Here is a 16,783-nt window from a genome sequence, read left to right as displayed (position 1 = left end):
CTCGCCGAAGAGGACGTCCGCCCGTCGTCGTGTCCGGGGCTTCCGGGGCCCGACGACGGGCCGGCGGCCGTTCGAGCTCCGGGGCGTCCGGAGGGATGGAGGTAGAGGACATGACGAACGGGTACACGGAGGTACGACGATGAGCGATTCCCCCGCGGGCGCAACCCCCGATCGCGTGGTGGCGCGTCCGGCCGCCACCGAGTTGCTGACCAAACTGACCGAGATGCACGGCGGCCTGATGATCCACCAGTCCGGCGGCTGCTGCGACGGTTCGGCGCCGATGTGTTACCCGGTCGGCGAGTACCGCATCGGTCAGCGCGACGTCCTGGTCGGTGAACTGGAGTTGCCCAGTCCTCTGCCGCCGGTTCGGGTGTGGATCGCCGGGGATCAGTTCGAAGTGTGGAAGCACACCCAGCTGATCCTCGATGTGGTCCCCGGCCGCGGCGCCGGGTTCTCGCTGGAGGCGCCCGAGGGCGTGCGGCTGTTGTCGCGGGCGCGGGCGTTCACCGACGCGGAGAACGACCTGCTGGCGGCGACTCCCCCACAGACCGGCGCCGACTTCGACTGAGCCCGCGAGGCGTTCCGACCGACTCGACGAGCACCTGCATCGCGCAACCCGCAGCGGCAGGCCCCCGCCCGGTGCGACCCTGGACGTGTCACAGATTCAGGGGCGCCGACGCCGTCCCGCGGCGGGTGCCACCCCGACCGGCAAGGAGTCGACGTGGCGTCTCGCAGAACGCACGTGTAGATCGCGATCGGGGCCGCGGTGATCAGCGGCCTGGCCTGATCGCCACCGCCCCGGCAACGTCGTTGGTCGACGCGCCGATGAATCAGGAGTGGCAGGGCGAGGGCGGCGACTTCGACACCGCGGTGCCCCCTCCGCTCAGTCCGTTCTACGACACCCCGATGCCCGACGACGCCGAGGTCGGCGAGCTGTTCGCCGCCGAGCCGGTCGCCGATGCGCCTCCGGAGGTCCGGATGTACCGCATCCTCTATGTCTCGACCGACCTCCAGGGGAACAGGCTTCCGGTGTCCGGCGTCTACGCGGCGCCGGCAGCACAGGGTCCGAACCGCGGCTACCCGCTGGTCTCGTTCGCGCACGGAACCACCGGCGTCGGACGCATGTGCGGCATCAGCCACACCCCGTTCCAGCCGTCGACGCCCGGCTACACCGCGTGGGTTCCGCACCTCAAACCGCTGCTCGACGCCGGACTGGCCGTCGTCGGCTCGGACTACTCCGGGATGGGGGCGCCGGGACCGTCGTCGTACCTGGTCTGGTCCGCTCGAGGGGCGCGGAGTCCTGGACGCGATGCGGGCGGTCCGCGATCGGTCGCCCATGATCGGCGACGTCGCCGTGAACAAGAGCAAACACCACCGAACAACTGCGCCAACCAACTGCTGGGCACCGTCGGCACGGTGACGGGGGTGAACTGATGAATCGGGACATCGCGCTCGAAGCCTCGCTTGCGCTGGCGCTCGCCTTCCTGATCGTGACGTGGGCGGCGTTCCGGAGCCCACGGCCGCCGGGGCCGGGAGCGATGCGCCGCGGCGGCATCGCGGCGGTGCTGGTCTACGCCGTGCTGGCGGTGCCGGTGCTCGCTTCCAGCGGCCTGGCGCTGGCCGGCCTCCTCGTGTTGCTGGTCGTCATGGGTCTCGCGTTCTTGGCCGCCGTGTTCGCCCTCGACCGTTCGCGGACCGCCGCCGGCGCCGGAGTCCGCGGCCGAACGGTCCGGTGCGGTTCGCCGTCTCGACGGGCATCACCGCCGTGCTGCTGATCTCGGCGGGCCAGACGCTCTCCCTGTTGAGCCGGCTCGATCCGCGCATCATCGTCCTGGCGATCACCGTCGTCGCCGGGTACCTCGTGTACGCACAGCAGCTGGCGGCGACGCACCGTATCGGCTCGACGGCGATGTGGTTCATGATCGTGCCGGTGGTGCTGTCGCTCGCGGTCGGGTTCTACCTCGGCGGCCCGGGCGTGGTCGCCTCGCCCGTGCGGCTGGTCGACGGTCTGTCGGCATCCGCCGGCGTGGGAATCGCCGTCGTGATGATCGTGATCGGCTGGGCCGACAACACGCTGCGCACCAGTGCGCTGGTGGGCAGGTGGTCGCGCCCGCGCACCCTGGGCGGCGCCGTGATCATCGTGGCGCTGATCGTGATCGGCATGATGATGCTGCTCGGCGGCGCCGTCCTGGTGCCGTCCATGGAGTTCTTCACCATCCCGGCGAACCTGGACATGCTGCCGGGGCTGGCCGGCCTGATGCTGATGATCCACACGATCCTGTTCACCGCGTTCGTCGCGCACGCCCTGTCGGGGGCGGCCCGGGCCGGACTCCCGGTCGATCCCGGGCCCGCGGATCCCGTGTCGGCCGACGACGAGCCGAACAGCGAGTCCGGGGCTCCGCCGTCCGAGTTCGCGGTGGCGCCGAGCTGGCTGACGGCGGCCGCTGTCGTGGCCGCGGCGCTGGCCCTGTTCGACGTGGGCGCGCCGGTCCTGCTCCTGCTCGTCGCCCTGGTGGCGGCCGCGCTGATGGGTGCGCAATTGGCGGGATCCGGCGGCGACCTCGGGATCGCCGCGGGAATCGTCGTCGCCGTCGTGGCCGCGATCGTGCTGCTGGCCACCGGTGTCGCAGCCCTCGGCTGGTGGACGAGTCTCGCGATCGTCGTGACCGCGTCGGTGGCGTATGCGGTGACGTTCGCGACCCGAACCCGGGCCTCGGCCCGAGCGACGCCGTCGGCCGCATCGGCGCGCTGAACCGGGGCGGGGACACTCGTCACCCACCCGTCGACCGTTGAGCCGGACAGGCCCGCCCCCATCGACCGTTCAGCCAGGCCCGCCCCTCGTCGATCGTTGAGCCCGGCCCACCCCCATCGCTCGTTGAGCCGGACAGGCCGCCCCTCGTCGATCGTTAATCCGGACGGGCCACCCCATCGCTCGTTGAGCCGGACAGGCCCGCTAGGGCCTGGCCGCGTCGAAACGCCGCCGTCACGACCGAGTCGACGTCGTCAGTACTCGCGCGCCGGGTCGACGACGGAGATCAGCTGCTCGCCGGCGGCGAAGCGCCGGACGTTCTCGGCCAGCCACGGAGCCATCTCCCGGGTCAGGCCCGGCGCGGGGTTGGCGATGTGCGGGGTCACGATCAGGTTCGGCAGGCTCCACAGCGGGTCGTCGTGCGGCGGCGGTTCCGGATCGGTCACGTCGAGAGCGGCGCCGGCGATCCGGCCCTCGGTCAGCGCCCGGCCCAGCGCGGCCTGATCGATCAGCGATCCGCGCGCCACGTTCACGACCCAGCTGTGCGGCTTGAGCAGGGCGAGCGTGCGATCGTCGATCAGATGCCGGGTGTCCGCGGTCGCCGGTGCCGCGAACACCACGTGGTCGGTCTCGGCGAGGACGTCGTCGAGCAGGTCCGGCGTCACCGTGCGGACCGCACCGTCGACCGGCGTCCCCGAGCGGTTCACCGCCACCACCCATGCGCCGCACGCCGACAGCCGCGGCGTCAGTTCCCGGCCGATGCCGCCGGCTCCGACGATGGTCACCGTGGCTCCGCGGAGCGTACGGACCGCGGGCGGGATCACGTCGTCGTTCCACCCGAGGACGACGCTGGTGCCGATCTGCCGCAACCCGGCGAGCAGCAGCGCGAGGGCGTGCTCGGCGCATCCGGCGGCGTAGAAGCCGGACGCGTTGGTCCAGATGCGGCGGTCGTCGATCACGCCGGCCGCGCGGAAGGCCTCGATGCCCGCGGTCTTGAGCGCCACCCACTCGATCTGCTCCCCGAGTACAGGGAACTCCGCCGGTTCTCCGATCCACACCAGGGCCCGGGCCTGCTCGAGCGGCACGACGACCCCGCCCGCCTCCTCGACCGCGGCCACCAGATGCCGATCCCGCTCCGGTTCGATCGCGACGGGCAGCGGACTTGGCGAGGAAATCATGCCTCCATGTCTAAAGGATCGCGTCCGCGGACGCGAAATAAAGGTGCCCGGCACCGCCGCCTCGTTCTGGCACCGTCGGCCGAAGGTGCCAGAACGGATTCAAGGTGCCCGGCACCCTCGTCTCGGCCTCGATCACCGATTCACTGCCCCGCGAACCGCGTCAAGGACCCACGAGAAGAGCGGCCGCGAGCCCGATCGCGCCGATCCACGCGGTTCCGATCCCGGCGAGCACGAATGGCCGCGGGCCTACGGCACGGACTGTGCGCAGCCGGACCCCGGTGCCCAGCGCGAACATGCCCGCACTCAGCAACGCGACCTGGAGTTGCCCGGCGACGCCGGCCACCGGTGCAGGCACGGCCCCGGTCGATGCGAGCGCAACGCAGCCCAGAAAGCCGATCACGAACAGCGGCACCAGCGGCGGACGGGAGGCGGCGGGAGCGCCGCGTCGGCGCCGGACACTGATCACAGCCAGCACGGGCGCGAGCATCAGGACGCGGCCGAGCTTCACCACCACCGCGACCGCCAGCGCGCCCGAGCCGATCAGACCGCCCGCAGCGACCGCCTGCGCCACCTCGTGGATCGCCAGCCCGGCCCAGATCCCGCCCGCCTGGTCGGGGATGCCCAGCACGTGCACGGCCAGCGGGAGCAGACCGAGCAGCAGCGTTCCGAACAGGACCACCGCCGCGATCGCAGTGGCGGCCGCGTCGCTCGAAGGACTCGTGGCGGCCGGAGCTTGCGGAGTCGCCGGGGCGCCGTCGGGCGACGGCGCAGGCCGATCACCCCCGAGCACGCCGTCGGCGGCGGCGACGGCCGCGGCCCCGCAGATCGACGTTCCGCAGGCGATCAGCAGCCGCTGGGCCGGGTTGATCCCGAGTCGAGCGCCCGCCCACAGCGTGACCGCGATGCTCGAGGCCACCGTCGCCACGATCACCAGAACCATCACGGGCCCGAGGTCGAGGATGTCTCCGAACGCCAGCTGCAGCCCGAGCAGAGCGACGCCGATCCGCAGCAGCGAGCGGGACGCGACGGTGAGGCCGGGCGCATACCTCGGTCCCGGCGGACGGAGGTTGGCCACCAGCACCCCGAGCACGATCGCGACGACCAGCGGGCTCACCGCCGGAAACGCTCGATGCCCGACGAGGGCCGCGGTCGTGGCGCCGCCGGCGATCAGCAGGCCCGGCGCTCTCACGCCCGCCCAGCGAAGCCCCTCGACGGTCGCGCGGCACGCCGCCTTGACCAGGTGTGACGGAGCCCGCGTAAGACGGGTCCTGGGCCTGCCGAAGGACACGCGGCCCACGGGCCGAGCCCCCGATGCGCGCGGCGTAACAGTCATGCTCTCCATGCTGTTCGCCGACGTCGTCGTGCGGTAGCCGCCGTTTCGACATGAACACATATCCAGAATGCATGCCCGGTCATATCCAGAGTGGATATCCTCGGGGCATGACCGTCAGTTCGCTCGACCTCCAGGCACTGCAGCTGCTGGTGGAAGTCGACGAACGGGGCAGTCTGTCGGCAGCGGCCCGGGAACTGCAGGTGGCCCAGCCCAACGCCAGCCGCGCGATCGCCCGTCTGGAGCGCCGACTGGGCGTCACGCTGCTCACCCGATCGACGCACGGCTCCCGGCTGACGGCGCAAGGAACGGTGCTGGTGCATTGGGCCCGCGAGACCATCGCGGGCGCGCAGCGTCTGCTCGACGTCGCCGAAGGCCTGCGGGGCGAGCAGACCTCGGCCCTCGCCGTGGCGGCATCCCTGACCGTCGCCGAGCACCTGATGCCCCGCTGGCTCGGGCGATTCCGCACGGAGTTCCCGGCGACCAGGGTGCACCTGCAGATGCAGAACTCGGCCCGCGTGCTGGAGCTGGTGGCCTCCGGAGAGTGCGCCGTCGGCTTCATCGAGTCGCCGGGCCACCCCACGGGGCTGCGCCACGCGGTGGTCGCGCGGGACCGTCTGGTCGTCGTCGTCCCGCCCGATCACCTGTGGGTGCGACGACGCCCGCCCGCCGTCGACGAGCTCGCCGGCACGCCATTGGTGACTCGGGAGGCCGGGTCGGGCACCCGGGACACCCTCGACGCAGCTCTCGCCGATCACCCACGGGCCGCCCCGCTCCTCGAATTGGGAAGCAGCGCAGCGATTCTCACAGCAGTCGCGGCCGGCATGGGACCCGCCGTCCTGAGCACCCTGGCCGTCGATTCGGTCGCAGCGACCGGCGCGGTGCAGGTGGTCGACGTCCCCGGACTGGTGGTGGAACGCGAACTTCGGGCTGTGTGGCGGCCCCCGCGTCCGACCCCGCCGGCGAACGATCTCGTCCGGATCGCCGGATCGTCTCACGGCCGGTCGTAGGAGTTCTTTGTCTCCGGGAACCAATCCCGAGGCCGGATCTCTCTCTTGCGTGCAGAGACGGCGACCCTCGGCGGCCGTAGCGTGGAAGACATGACTGCCCCGGTCCTGCCCCCAGACCAGGATCCGTTCCACTTCCCTCACAACGACCTCGAGAACGATCCCCCCGGAACGCTCCTCGACGCCCGCGAGGTGACCCTGGCCGCGGCCGGGCGGATCAAGGTTCCGGCCCGGTCCTGGCAGCTCCGTTACCGGACGACCGATCTGCGCGGCCGCGCCGAGGTCGGCATCACCACCGTCATCACCTCTGACGGGGCGAGGGCACCGCGACGGGGGCTCCTCTCGTACCAGTGTGCGATCGACGGGGTGTCTCCGCGCTGCTTCCCGTCGTACGCGCTGCGGCACGGCAGTCAGGCTGACGGAGCACTCGCGCGCCTCGAGCTGCCGCTGATCCTGGCGGCGGTCCGGCGGGGCTGGACCGTCTCGATCCCCGACCACGAGGGAATCCACGGGCACTTCGGAACCGCGCGCGAGCCCGGTTACCGGGTGCTCGACGGCGTGCGCGCGACGCACGAGTTTCTCGGGACCTCGCCGCACGGTGGCACCCCGGTCGGCCTGTGGGGCTACTCCGGCGGCGGCCTGGCCACGGTCTGGGCAGCCGAGGAGGCCGGCGCCTACGCACCGGAACTGAACGTGGTCGGCACCGTCGCCGGAGCACCGGTGGGCGATCCCGGCGCCACCTTCCTGCGGCTCAACGGCGGTCGGTTCGCGGGCTTCCCGCTGGTCTTCATCGCCGGCCTGCGCCGGGCGTACCCCGAGCTGCGAGAGGTGCTGGACCGCCATGTGAGCCGGTCGTTCCTCGACCGGATCTCCGACACCGAACGACGCACCACGCTCGACGTCCTGGCCCGCCTGACCTTCCGCGACATCGGCGGTCATCTGCGACACGGCCTGGACGAACTCCTCGGCGACCCCGTGATGACACGGATTCTCGACGACATCCGGCCCGGCCACCGCGCGCCGAACGCGCCGCTGCTGATCCAGCAGGGCAGGCGCGACGAGGTGATCGCCGCCGAAGATGTGCGGGCCCTCGCCGACCGCTATCGCGCGCTGGGCGGCGACGTGACGTACCGGGAGTGGCCGTTCGGCTGGCACCTTCCGCTGCAGTTCATCACCGCGCCGAGCTCACTCGGGTGGCTCGACACCCGCCGCGACACGCCAGAGCGCCGCCGGCTCGCCACAACCGACTGAGTCCGCGCCGGCCCACACGTGGATCAGGTCTCAGCCGACCAGGAGCTCCTCCACCTCTTCCAGCGCCTGACGCGCATATCCCCGCCACATGCGGCCGAAGAGCGGCATGGCCGCCACCGCCGCCTTGTTCGCCGAGGTCACCTCCCACGACCACGTGATCCGGGTGCCGGTGCCGGCCGACTCGAAACTCCAGCGACCGACGACGCCGCCGATGAGGAATCGGTTCGGTCCCCGCGCGACGCTGATCGTGTAGGCGAAGGAACTCGGTTCGTCGACCTCGGTCAGCGTCTCCTGCAGTTCCCCGCCGTCGCTGAGCGCTATCGTGCGGATCTGCCCGGCGCTCCCCCACTCACCGTCCTGGCCGTACACCGCCGAGATGGGTGCGATCGCGGCGTAACGGCGACGGAAGAGCTGCTCCAGCGGAGCCGCCAGGACCTGTGCGAACGCATCGTCGACGGTCGCCGGAACGGTGCGCGATGCTTCGAGATGCAGGGTCATCCGCCCAGCCTACTCACCGTCACACTCGTCGCACCGCTCCTGCCCGAGCGCTCCTCCAGCCGAAACGAAGGTGCCGGGCACACCTGTCTCGCTCTGGCACCTTCAGTCGAGGGTGTCAAACCGAAACCCGGGTGCCGGGCACCCTCGTTTCGGCCGAGCAGGCGCGGACCAGCACTTCGGCGACCCGCGATGCGGCACAGATTCTCTGCGCTAGCCGCCGTCGAGCAGGCGCAGATCGTCCGGAGTGACCAGGCGCGTATCCATCGCGTACTCGACGAGCCGCACACGACGATTGACCGCGCTGGCGCGCCCGTCGCCGGTGAGACCAGCGACGCCGGCCCCGGCCAGCCGCTCGCAGAGCCGGTCCAGTTGTCGATTGGTCTTGGCCACCGACCAGCCGAGCCGCCGGGCCACCGCAGCCGTGGTCGGGATGCGGTCCAGGCCGGTGCCGGGCTGGCGAAACAACGGTTCGGCCATCGCCACCAGCAACTGACTCTGTTCCTCGGTGAGCACGCTTCGCTCGAGCGTGTTGTCCCGCCCCGGGTTTGATGGAGACATCAAACCCGGGGCGGGACACCCGTTTTCGCGCGAGCCTGTCTGCAGCCGAGGTGAACATGTGGACATCGCCTGCGCAGCAACAACCAACCAAGCCGTTGGGAAACCTCAGAGGGCCTCCGCACAGCCGCCAACTGCACCGGCCACGCCCCACACGGCTGTTCAAGACCTACAGATCTGGCCACTGCAGGCCGAACGGCTCCAACCAGGGATCGAACGGTGTGCCGATCACACCGAGTTCCTCACTGACCGGAGACGGATCAACCTCCAACGCCAGCAACGACGCCGGCGAACCACCGAACAACTCAGCGGCCGCCTGCGCCGCCGCCGCACCGGTGATCGTGCGCGCCAACGCCTCCGGCTCCGCATCCAAGTCAGGATCATGCACGTAGGCCCGATACAGGCACTCGCTTCCGTCCGGATCCAGACGCCACACCTGGAACACCACACCGAACTCGTCACCGTCCTCGCAGATCACCGCCCGACCCGACGGAGCGCTGGCGAAGAACTTGGCCTCGCGGTGATCAGTGACCATCCCCGGCACACTGATCGACACCCGCACCCCGGCCTCGGACTCCTCCACCTCGTAGTCCAGATCGTCGACCGGACACGACCCCGCACCCCAACTGGCCCGCAGCACCCCCGACACCCGCTCCACCAGCGCCTCCGCCGCCGCCACCTCGGGGACATCAGCGATCACGACCACACCATAAGTACTCACCAGGGCACCTCCAACTCCGGAAACACCGGATCAGGGATCTGCGCATCCGACAGACCGAACCACCGCAACGTATCCAACCGCGTCCGCGCGAACAACTCCTCCACCAAACGCCGGTCCCCAGTCTGAATCCGGGCATACAAATCTTCCCAATACGCCCGCAACCGGCCCTCCCCATGATCAGCAGACCGATCACCCATGATCCCGTAAGTACCGAACTCACCATCGACCAGAACACGACCGACGTCGGTCACAAGATCCGGCAAGGGGCGTGAACCACACAGCACCCTCAGAGCAACAAAATGTTGCAGAGTGACACCACGATAGATATAGTCGCCGCGACCTTCTGCATAGTTCTTCTCATGTTTTTCCTGCGAGATTTCACATGCCCGATGAATATCGGAATATGGCCTAAACTTGATTTCATCGGATTTCCTAGCGAACTCCGCAACCACATTCGCATCGTCAACATTAACGAAGCGCAGATTTGCGCCATCCGGGATTCGAAACTGGTCGCCGGCGACGCCACCATATCCGACCTGTGTTCCCTGAAGCGGAACAGACAACAGGCCGCGGTATGCGACCATCCGCCCATTCGAGGTCCTCTCCTGGTACACGTATTGTAACCACCACTGCGGAGACGACCACATAAGACCTGTGCGGCGGCCTTTGCCGGCCACTTCCCACCCATTCCCTAAGAGTTCAGCAGCCTGCGAGACCACTTCTCGCCATTGCTTCACGGTCAAAGCCACAGTACATTCTCCTCTAGTACGTTCTTGGGCCGCGGCAAGGTCGGTCGCAGTTCCTCAAAGAATCGGCCCAACAATTCATCCGGCATGTCGAAGGACTTCTGAAGGTTCTTTATCCAAGCCTTTGAGATTCCAGCATTACCAGTCTTCAGATCTATGATGAGCAACAGGCTCTCGGCGCCATCGACAACCTGGGTGATAATCACATCTGGCCGTAGAGTATCTTTTTCGCCATGCTCCGACCAGATAATCATGCCGTCGTCGTCTGTTGGGGGAGGAGCCCCCTTGGGCACGGACTGCTCAGGATAGACCCGGAAGCCCTCTCCAAGCGACTGCTCAATCCGCGCGGCCCATTCGCGGACAAGGTCTTCAAGAGCTTTGTGAACCTTCGATCCCCAGGTCGTTGCTCGGTGCAGGTTCCTGATCGCCTCCTCCAGCCCCTCGGGCACGTCCGCAGGATCCAGATCCCGATTCTTCACCAGCTCTTCGAGTATGCCTCTGACCACCTCTTGAGCCTGGTCAGCGAGATCTCCAAGCCGCTCCATCAACTCGTTGAGAGCGTCTGACTCCAGTGGGGCACCGGGGATCTTCGGCGGGTCTGTGTCTCCGTCGGGTGCTCCGTTCTGGTTGAGGATGTTCAGTAACCAGGTGACGATGTCGCCGATCCGGTCGGCTATGTCATCGCCGAGGTCGGGGTCGATGGGCAGTGGTATGCGGGTGCCGTCCGGGCCGGGGGTGGCTGGGCCGGGGAGCCCGTCCTTCGGTGGGACCCACCAGTCCATCGGGATGCGTTCGAGCAGGTCCCGCGGCAAGAGATGCGCACCCGCTCGTTCGCTTTGACCAACGTCACCTTCCACCCGTCGGCGGTCGTGCGGGTCACCGACCGATCAGCGAACTCGCCCTTCGCCGAGGCCTCACCGCCGGGAACCGCCAGCACCGCCGCCGCCGCGATCACCGCGGTCACGACGAAACGCCTCATCCACCTACTACCGAAATTCGAGAAAGTCACGCGCTCAGAAGTTACTGACCGGTCAGTCCTTTCATGGGCAGCGACACGCCGATGCGCGTTAATTCGCATGCTCACAAATGTGACATGTGTAAAGCCGGTTCTACTGTTGGAGGTGCGGCGGTGGCCGCGGGTCTGCTGGTCGCTCATGACTGCTCTGGTCACTGCTCGTACTCACTCTCGCCTGCTCGTGATCCCCGTGGATGCGGGGCGGGAACAACGGTAGGAGCGTGAGGTCAACCCGCGGGGACAAGAATCGATAAACATGCAGGTAGAAGACCAATATTGGATTCCGGTCCGGAATTCTCCGGATACGCGACCTGGGGAAACACCGAAGCGCTGGTTAACCCGGAACGGACGGTAACAGGTGCCTGACACAAGTTCCCGTGCGGCTTCGTCGTCAATAGTTGCGCCGGCGACCGGCCCCCGCACCCCGAGCGGGCGACCGCGCAGAAGGGCGGAACCCGCAGGCCGATCTGGACTGCCCGCCGACCCCGCCCGCAGCGCCGAGGTACGAGAGCGCCGAGGCGGCGGTCCGACGGCCAGATCGAGCATGTCGGACCACTCTCGCGAGCGCATCCCTAGCTGACGAGACGGACCACGCGACGGCGCTCTCGACCCCAGCGACGCCAAGGGCACGCAGTGGCGATCATCCCTGAACCAGCTGCGGAGACGGAGGGATTTGAACCCCCGGTGGTTTTACCCACGCTCGCTTTCAAGGCGAGTGCATTCGGCCGCTCTGCCACGTCTCCATCGGGCTCTCGCCCACCGACCAGGCTAACCCACCGTCGTCGTAGGGCGTCGACCTCCTCCGGACGGCCGCCTCGATACGCGAAGGCCGCTCAGCCCAGGCGGCCGAGCAGTTCCTGAGACTCGAGCAGTCCGTCCTCGGAGGGCGCGGCGCCCTGACCGAACACCCGGTCGTACTGCTTCGCCCGCAGATCGAGGTGCGCCTCGGCCGGGGGGCGCACGCCGTACCGCTGGCGTGCGTCGGCAGGCGTGACGGTCATCGGCCGCACCGGCGGAATGCCCTGCCAGATCGGCTCGATGATCGGCAGCGTGGAGGGCGCGACCACGGCGAGCACCCGCCGCTTGACCGGGGTACTCCGATCGAACGCACGGAAGCCCGCCCGCAGGATCGCCGGCACCACGGCGTCGGTGAGCCGGCTCTGCCGGATGCCGCCCATCTGCCGCATCCAGCGCGGCATGGTCGCAATGGTGCCGGCGCGCAGCAGCCGGGCGACCGCATATCGCGCAGGCCGCAGCAGCAGCGGCCCATCGGGCAGCACCACCCGCGGGTCGAGCAGGTGGGACATCATCTGCTGCGCCGCCTCGCTGGCCGCCAGTCGCGGGCGCATCTCCTCGAAGTACGCGCGGATCCCCTCGCGCGTCCGCGGGACGTCCGACGATTCGCACGTCTGCAGTTCGGCGGCGACGGCGCACTCGGCCCAGTACTGCGCCTCCTCGCCCTCGGTCAGCTTGCCCGGACCGTACATCTCGTAGGCTTTGAGCACCGAGTGCCAGCCGGTGAGCAGGATCCACAGCTGCGAGTCGGGGTCGTTGGCGTCGTACCGTCGCCCGCTCACCGGCTCGATGCCGATCGCCTTCGCGTGGACCTTCACCAGGACGTCCGCCATCTGGGTCACGGTGTGGCTGTCGGCGAACGCCACCGCGGCGAAGTAGCGGACCGTACGGTCGTAGCGGGTGCGCGGGCGATCGTAGTTGGCACCGGTCGCATCGACCGCCGCGATCAGGTTCGGGTCCAGCTCCTCGATCACCACGGCCCTCGACAGCGCGATCAGCGGCGTGGCGCTGAAGCCCCACACCTTCCAGGTGACCGACCCTGGACCGAAGAACCCGTAGTCCCGGTGCGGTTCGACTACTGTGCGAGCACTCATCGCAACTCCTTCGTCCGGCGATCCGAATGATCGCCACTTCATATTTGTACATCAATGTAGGAATTATCTACAAGAGTGTAGCAACCTATTTCCGTCCGGTAAGCTGCAATCCCATGACAGCCACGCCCACCAGGACCCGCGCCGCGCACCTCGGGCCTGAGCGCCGTCGCCCGCAGGTACTCGATGCGGCCCTGACGATCGGGGTCGACGACGGACTCGGCGCCGTCACCATCGGTTCGGTCGCCAAGCGGATGGGAGTCACCAGACCCGTGGTCTACTCCTGTTTCCCCGACCGCGTGGCTCTGGTCGACGCACTGCTGACCAGAGAAGGCGACACGCTGGTCGAGTCGCTCCTCGACGCACTGCACAGCTCCGGCGGCGCCGACGATCCCGAGCAGGCCTTCGTCCGGGGATTCCAGTCGCTGCTGCACCAAGCGGAGGCCCGACCCGCTCCCTGGCGTCTGCTCCTGTTCGGCGATCCCGATCCTGCGGTCGCGCCACAGTTTCGCGTCGCCCGCGAGACGATCCGGACCCGCGCGACCGAGTGGATCGCGCCCGCGATGCGACGCTGGTGGCAGACCGCCGACCTCGACCGAAAGATCCCCGTCCTGATCGACTTCTTCATGTCATCGTGCGAGTCGGCGATCAAGTCGCTCCTCGCGTCCGACGGCGCGTGGACTGCGGACGATCTCGGCGACTTCCTCGGCCGCGCCGTCTACCGCGCCTTCCGCGATGCCTGATCCCGCCCCGATGGGCCGGGTGTCACAATCGCGCCGCGCCCGGTGTCTACAGATGCGGAACACTGAACTCGACCAGGAGGCACCCTCGTGAGCACCACTCGAATCGTCGTCGTCGGCGGAGGCTATGCCGGGTGCATGGCCGCAAATCGTCTGCGCCGCAAGACCGATCCGGCCGCCACGACAATCACCCTGATCAACGCACGCCCCGACTTCGTCGAACGGGTCCGGCTGCACCAGCGAGTGGCCGGCACCGGCGACGCCGCCGCACCGCTCGCCGGGAAGCTGCGGGACGGCATCGCCCTGATCGTCGGTACCGCGACCCGCATCGGCGACGGCGAACTCGTCCTCGACGACGGCGCCCGGATCCCCTTCGACCGGCTGATTTATGCCGCAGGAGGCGCAGCGCGAGGCCCCGAAGGCACGCTGGCGGTGGGCGACCCGGAACAGGCGAGCCTGGCCCGCGTCGCTCTGGCAAATCTGCCCCGCGGCGCGCGGGTGACGGTGGTCGGCGGTGGACTCACCGGAATCGAGACCGCCAGCGAGATCGCCGAGGCCCGCCGCGACCTGCACCTCACCCTGCTGAGCGACGACGACGTGGCCGCCTCGCTGCATCCGACCGCGGCGCGGCGCGTCCGCACCGAACTGGAGCGGCTCGGCGTCACGATCGAGCGCGGCAGCTATCCGCTCGCCGGACCGGACGGGGCCTGCGCGCCCGCCGACCTGGTGCTGTGGGCCATCGCCACCGGAGTCTCCGATCTGGCGGCGCGCAGCGGGCTGCCGGTGAACCCGCAGGGCCGCATCGAGGTGGACGAGTTCCTGCGCAGCGCCGCCGATGTGCGGATCTTCGCCGCGGGCGACGCCGCCGCAGTCCCCGGACAGCGCCTCAGCTGCCAGACGGCGCTCCCGCAGGGTGCCCACGCCGCCGACAATCTGGCACGAGAGCTGCGCGGCAAGGCGTTGAAACCCTACTCGATGGGCTACACCGGCCAGAACGTGTCGATCGGTCGCCGTCGCGCTGTCATCCAGTCCGCCCGGCGCGACGACACCCCGACCCGGCTCTGGTTCGGCGGCCGGCCCGGCGCGATGGTGAAAGAACGCGTCTGCGCGCTGGCCGCGTCCGCCGCCGGCAGCGGCAGGTTCGCGTGGCTCCCGGCGCCCTCGACACATTCCGAGCGCCGCGATCCGGTCGCGCGATGAGCATCTCGGCCGACACGACCTTCGCCGAATACCGGCCGCTGCTGTTCTCCATCGCCTACGAGATCCTCGGCTCGGTGGTCGACACCGAGGACGTGCTGCAAGAGAGCTATCTGCGGTGGCGCGAGGTCGATGCGAGCGGTATCGAGCATCCCCGCGCCTACCTGGCCCGCATCGTCACCCGCCAGTCGCTCAACGCGCTACGGGCGGCGTCCCGGCGGCGCGAGGACTACGTCGGCCCGTGGCTGCCCGAACCACTGCAGACGCCCGCCGGCGACGAGCCCGGCGAACACGTCCTGCGCGGGGAGGAGGTCAGCACCGCGATGCTGCTGGTGCTGGAGACTCTCACGCCCACAGAACAGGCCGTGTTCGTGCTCCGGGAGGTGTTCGACTTCGGCTTCCCGGAGATCGCCGAGGCCGTCGGGAAGAGTCCGGCGGCGGTCCGGCAGATAGCGCACCGCGCACGCAAGCACGTCCATGCACGACGCTCCGCCGCGCTCGCCGAACCCCAGCAGGCCCAGGCGGCCGCCGAGGCCTTTCTGCAGGCCGCGGTCTCCGGCGACCTGCAGGCGCTGATGGACGTGCTGGCCCCGGACGCCGTGTACCTCGGCGACGGCGGCGGCCGCGTGGTGACCGCGCGCCGCCCGGTGCACGGCGCGGAGCCGGTGGCCCGACTGCTGCTCGGCCTGGTCCGGATGAGCGAGAAGCTCGGCGAGATGCGTCTCGGCTTCGCCCAGTACAACGGGATGCCCGCGCTGGTCATCGCCTTCGACGGCGTGACCGACACGGTGATGTGCATCGAGGTGACCGCCGCCCGGGTGTCCGCGGTCTATGCGATCCGGAATCCAGAGAAGCTCGGCGGCGTCGTCGTGCCGTGACCCGCCGCCCGGAGCCGGCGCCCAAACGCTCGACGTCGCGCGCTCCGCACTGGAAGACTCGGACGCATGCGCGCCATCACCGGAACCGACCACCTGGAACTGACCGAGGTCCCCGACCCGGTCCCCGCCCCGGACGAGATCCTGATCGAGGTGACCGCGGCCGGAGTCAACCGCGCCGACGTGATGCAGCGCGCCGGGTTCTATCCGCCGCCGCCCGGGGCCTCGGAGATCCTCGGCCTCGAGGTGTCCGGGCACATCGCGGCGCTGGGCTCGGAAGTGGCCGGCTGGACGGTCGGCGATCCGGTGTGCGCGTTGCTGTCCGGCGGCGGCTACGCGGAGAAGGTCGCCGTCCCGGCCACCCAGGTGCTGCCGGTGCCCGAGGGAGTCACCGTGCACGACGCCGCAGCCCTCCCCGAGGTCGCCTGCACGGTGATGTCCAACGTGTTCGGCGCCGGACGCCTCACGCCGGGGGAACTGCTCCTGATCCACGGTGGCTCGAGCGGGATCGGCACGCACGCCATCCAGGTGGCCAAGGCGGCCGGCGCCCGAGTGGCGGTGACCGCGCGCAATCCCGAGAAGCTCGCGAAGTGCGCCGAACTCGGCGCGGACATCCTGATCGACTACTCGTACGAGGACTTCGGCGCCTCCCTCAGACCGCACGGGGGCGCGGACGTGATCCTCGACGTCGTCGGGGCCAAGTACCTGGCGCGCAACGTCGACACCCTGGCGACCGGTGGCCGCCTGGTGGTGATCGGCCTCCTCGGCGGCCGGAAAGGTGAACTCGACCTGGGCAAGCTGCTCGCCAAGCGCGCCTGCATCACCGGGACCACGCTGCGCTCACGGCCGGCGACCGGCCCCGATTCCAAGGCCGAAGTGGTGCGGGCGACCCTGGAGAGCACGTGGCCGCTGATCGCGTCCGGCCGCGTCCGCCCGGTCGTCGACTCAGTCTTCCCGCTCGCCGACGCCGGCGCGGCGCTCGACCGGATGACCGGCGGCGATGCGGCCGGCAAGATCCTGCTGACGGTCGGCTGA

Annotated in this window: 18 protein-coding genes and 1 tRNA gene; 10 read left to right on the top strand and 9 right to left on the bottom strand. The window is 69.4% G+C overall.

Going from position 1 to position 16,783, the window contains the following annotated elements; all coding sequences use genetic code 11:
- The first annotated feature begins 139 nt into the window (after positions 1–139).
- From C6V83_RS02385 to C6V83_RS02370, 4 genes are all read left to right on the top strand, one after another.
- On the top strand, positions 140–568 hold the full coding sequence (locus tag C6V83_RS02385; protein ID WP_105941050.1) for a DUF779 domain-containing protein: 429 nt from the start codon (positions 140–142) through the stop codon (positions 566–568).
- 257 nt (positions 569–825) lie between these two features.
- The gene (locus tag C6V83_RS02380; RefSeq protein ID WP_105941049.1) at positions 826–1,434 is read left to right on the top strand and encodes a hypothetical protein; all 609 of its coding nucleotides are present in this window, start codon (positions 826–828) and stop codon (positions 1,432–1,434) included.
- Positions 1,434–1,775 (top strand): hypothetical protein, encoded by a 342-nt coding sequence (locus tag C6V83_RS02375; RefSeq protein WP_105941048.1) that lies wholly within the window; start codon positions 1,434–1,436, stop codon positions 1,773–1,775. Before C6V83_RS02380 ends, C6V83_RS02375 begins: the two co-directional genes overlap by 1 nt.
- Positions 1,733–2,752: a hypothetical protein gene (locus C6V83_RS02370; protein ID WP_105941047.1), complete on the top strand. Its 1,020-nt coding sequence runs from the start codon at positions 1,733–1,735 to the stop codon at positions 2,750–2,752. The genes C6V83_RS02375 and C6V83_RS02370 overlap by 43 nt, the downstream gene beginning before the upstream one ends.
- A 251-nt stretch (positions 2,753–3,003) precedes the next feature.
- On the opposite strand, the gene C6V83_RS02365 is transcribed toward C6V83_RS02370, so the two are convergent.
- Together C6V83_RS02365 and C6V83_RS02360 are read right to left on the bottom strand one after the other, a co-directional pair.
- Entirely contained in the window at positions 3,004–3,927 is a 924-nt protein-coding gene (locus C6V83_RS02365) for a D-isomer specific 2-hydroxyacid dehydrogenase family protein (RefSeq protein ID WP_105941046.1), read from the bottom strand.
- Between the two features lie 160 nt (positions 3,928–4,087).
- On the bottom strand, positions 4,088–5,116 hold the full coding sequence (locus tag C6V83_RS02360) for a YeiH family protein (RefSeq protein ID WP_234353825.1): 1,029 nt from the start codon (positions 5,114–5,116) through the stop codon (positions 4,088–4,090).
- 251 nt (positions 5,117–5,367) lie between these two features.
- Between C6V83_RS02360 and C6V83_RS02355 the strand changes: the two genes are divergently transcribed.
- Together C6V83_RS02355 and C6V83_RS02350 are read left to right on the top strand one after the other, a co-directional pair.
- Positions 5,368–6,267: a LysR family transcriptional regulator gene (locus tag C6V83_RS02355; RefSeq protein WP_105941045.1), complete on the top strand. Its 900-nt coding sequence runs from the start codon at positions 5,368–5,370 to the stop codon at positions 6,265–6,267.
- A gap of 90 nt (positions 6,268–6,357) precedes the next feature.
- Complete coding sequence (locus C6V83_RS02350; protein ID WP_105941044.1) at positions 6,358–7,515, top strand: lipase family protein; 1,158 nt, start codon at positions 6,358–6,360, stop codon at positions 7,513–7,515.
- 30 nt (positions 7,516–7,545) lie between these two features.
- Here C6V83_RS02350 and C6V83_RS02345 read toward each other — a convergent pair whose 3' ends face one another.
- From C6V83_RS02345 to C6V83_RS02315, 7 genes are all read right to left on the bottom strand, one after another.
- A complete protein-coding gene (locus C6V83_RS02345) occupies positions 7,546–8,013 on the bottom strand; it encodes an SRPBCC family protein (RefSeq protein WP_105941043.1) in 468 nt (155 codons plus the stop codon).
- A 210-nt stretch (positions 8,014–8,223) separates the two neighbouring features.
- The gene (locus C6V83_RS02340) at positions 8,224–8,526 is read right to left on the bottom strand and encodes a hypothetical protein (protein WP_105941042.1); all 303 of its coding nucleotides are present in this window, start codon (positions 8,524–8,526) and stop codon (positions 8,224–8,226) included.
- Positions 8,527–8,737: 211 nt separating this feature from the next.
- Positions 8,738–9,289, bottom strand: coding sequence for a PQQ-binding-like beta-propeller repeat protein (locus C6V83_RS02335; RefSeq protein WP_159067427.1), 552 nt, complete (start codon positions 9,287–9,289; stop codon positions 8,738–8,740).
- Positions 9,286–10,038, bottom strand: coding sequence for a hypothetical protein (locus C6V83_RS18245; protein WP_159067426.1), 753 nt, complete (start codon positions 10,036–10,038; stop codon positions 9,286–9,288). Before C6V83_RS18245 ends, C6V83_RS02335 begins: the two co-directional genes overlap by 4 nt.
- Positions 10,029–10,847 carry a hypothetical protein gene (locus tag C6V83_RS02325; RefSeq protein WP_105941039.1) on the bottom strand — a complete coding sequence of 273 codons (819 nt, stop codon included), beginning with the start codon at positions 10,845–10,847 and terminating at the stop codon, positions 10,029–10,031. The genes C6V83_RS18245 and C6V83_RS02325 overlap by 10 nt, the downstream gene beginning before the upstream one ends.
- An 861-nt stretch (positions 10,848–11,708) precedes the next feature.
- Positions 11,709–11,793 (bottom strand) — tRNA-Ser (locus tag C6V83_RS02320).
- A 90-nt stretch (positions 11,794–11,883) separates the two neighbouring features.
- Entirely contained in the window at positions 11,884–12,939 is a 1,056-nt protein-coding gene (locus C6V83_RS02315; RefSeq protein WP_105941038.1) for an oxygenase MpaB family protein, read from the bottom strand.
- A gap of 113 nt (positions 12,940–13,052) precedes the next feature.
- Between C6V83_RS02315 and C6V83_RS02310 the strand changes: the two genes are divergently transcribed.
- From C6V83_RS02310 to C6V83_RS02295, 4 genes are all read left to right on the top strand, one after another.
- Positions 13,053–13,679, top strand: coding sequence for a TetR/AcrR family transcriptional regulator (locus C6V83_RS02310; RefSeq protein WP_105941037.1), 627 nt, complete (start codon positions 13,053–13,055; stop codon positions 13,677–13,679).
- A gap of 87 nt (positions 13,680–13,766) precedes the next feature.
- Positions 13,767–14,876: an NAD(P)/FAD-dependent oxidoreductase gene (locus C6V83_RS02305; RefSeq protein WP_234353824.1), complete on the top strand. Its 1,110-nt coding sequence runs from the start codon at positions 13,767–13,769 to the stop codon at positions 14,874–14,876.
- Positions 14,873–15,751 carry an RNA polymerase sigma-70 factor gene (locus C6V83_RS02300; protein WP_105941036.1) on the top strand — a complete coding sequence of 293 codons (879 nt, stop codon included), beginning with the start codon at positions 14,873–14,875 and terminating at the stop codon, positions 15,749–15,751. Before C6V83_RS02305 ends, C6V83_RS02300 begins: the two co-directional genes overlap by 4 nt.
- 66 nt (positions 15,752–15,817) lie before the next feature.
- On the top strand, positions 15,818–16,783 hold the full coding sequence (locus tag C6V83_RS02295; RefSeq protein ID WP_105941035.1) for an NAD(P)H-quinone oxidoreductase: 966 nt from the start codon (positions 15,818–15,820) through the stop codon (positions 16,781–16,783).

The sequence above is a fragment of the Gordonia iterans genome, assembly GCF_002993285.1.
Lineage (GTDB): Bacteria > Actinomycetota > Actinomycetes > Mycobacteriales > Mycobacteriaceae > Gordonia > Gordonia iterans.
This window is presented reverse-complemented; position numbering and strand designations above follow the sequence as displayed.

Coding starts and splice junctions, on each gene's coding strand:
- C6V83_RS02295 (WP_105941035.1), top strand. CDS start 15,818: ATGCGCGCCATCACCGGAACCGACCACCTGGAACTGACCGAGGTCCCC.
- C6V83_RS02365 (WP_105941046.1), bottom strand. CDS start 3,927: ATGATTTCCTCGCCAAGTCCGCTGCCCGTCGCGATCGAACCGGAGCGG.
- C6V83_RS02310 (WP_105941037.1), top strand. CDS start 13,053: ATGACAGCCACGCCCACCAGGACCCGCGCCGCGCACCTCGGGCCTGAG.
- C6V83_RS02375 (WP_105941048.1), top strand. CDS start 1,434: ATGAATCGGGACATCGCGCTCGAAGCCTCGCTTGCGCTGGCGCTCGCC.
- C6V83_RS02300 (WP_105941036.1), top strand. CDS start 14,873: ATGAGCATCTCGGCCGACACGACCTTCGCCGAATACCGGCCGCTGCTG.
- C6V83_RS02315 (WP_105941038.1), bottom strand. CDS start 12,939: ATGAGTGCTCGCACAGTAGTCGAACCGCACCGGGACTACGGGTTCTTC.
- C6V83_RS02345 (WP_105941043.1), bottom strand. CDS start 8,013: ATGACCCTGCATCTCGAAGCATCGCGCACCGTTCCGGCGACCGTCGAC.
- C6V83_RS02355 (WP_105941045.1), top strand. CDS start 5,368: ATGACCGTCAGTTCGCTCGACCTCCAGGCACTGCAGCTGCTGGTGGAA.
- C6V83_RS02385 (WP_105941050.1), top strand. CDS start 140: ATGAGCGATTCCCCCGCGGGCGCAACCCCCGATCGCGTGGTGGCGCGT.
- C6V83_RS02350 (WP_105941044.1), top strand. CDS start 6,358: ATGACTGCCCCGGTCCTGCCCCCAGACCAGGATCCGTTCCACTTCCCT.
- C6V83_RS02380 (WP_105941049.1), top strand. CDS start 826: ATGAATCAGGAGTGGCAGGGCGAGGGCGGCGACTTCGACACCGCGGTG.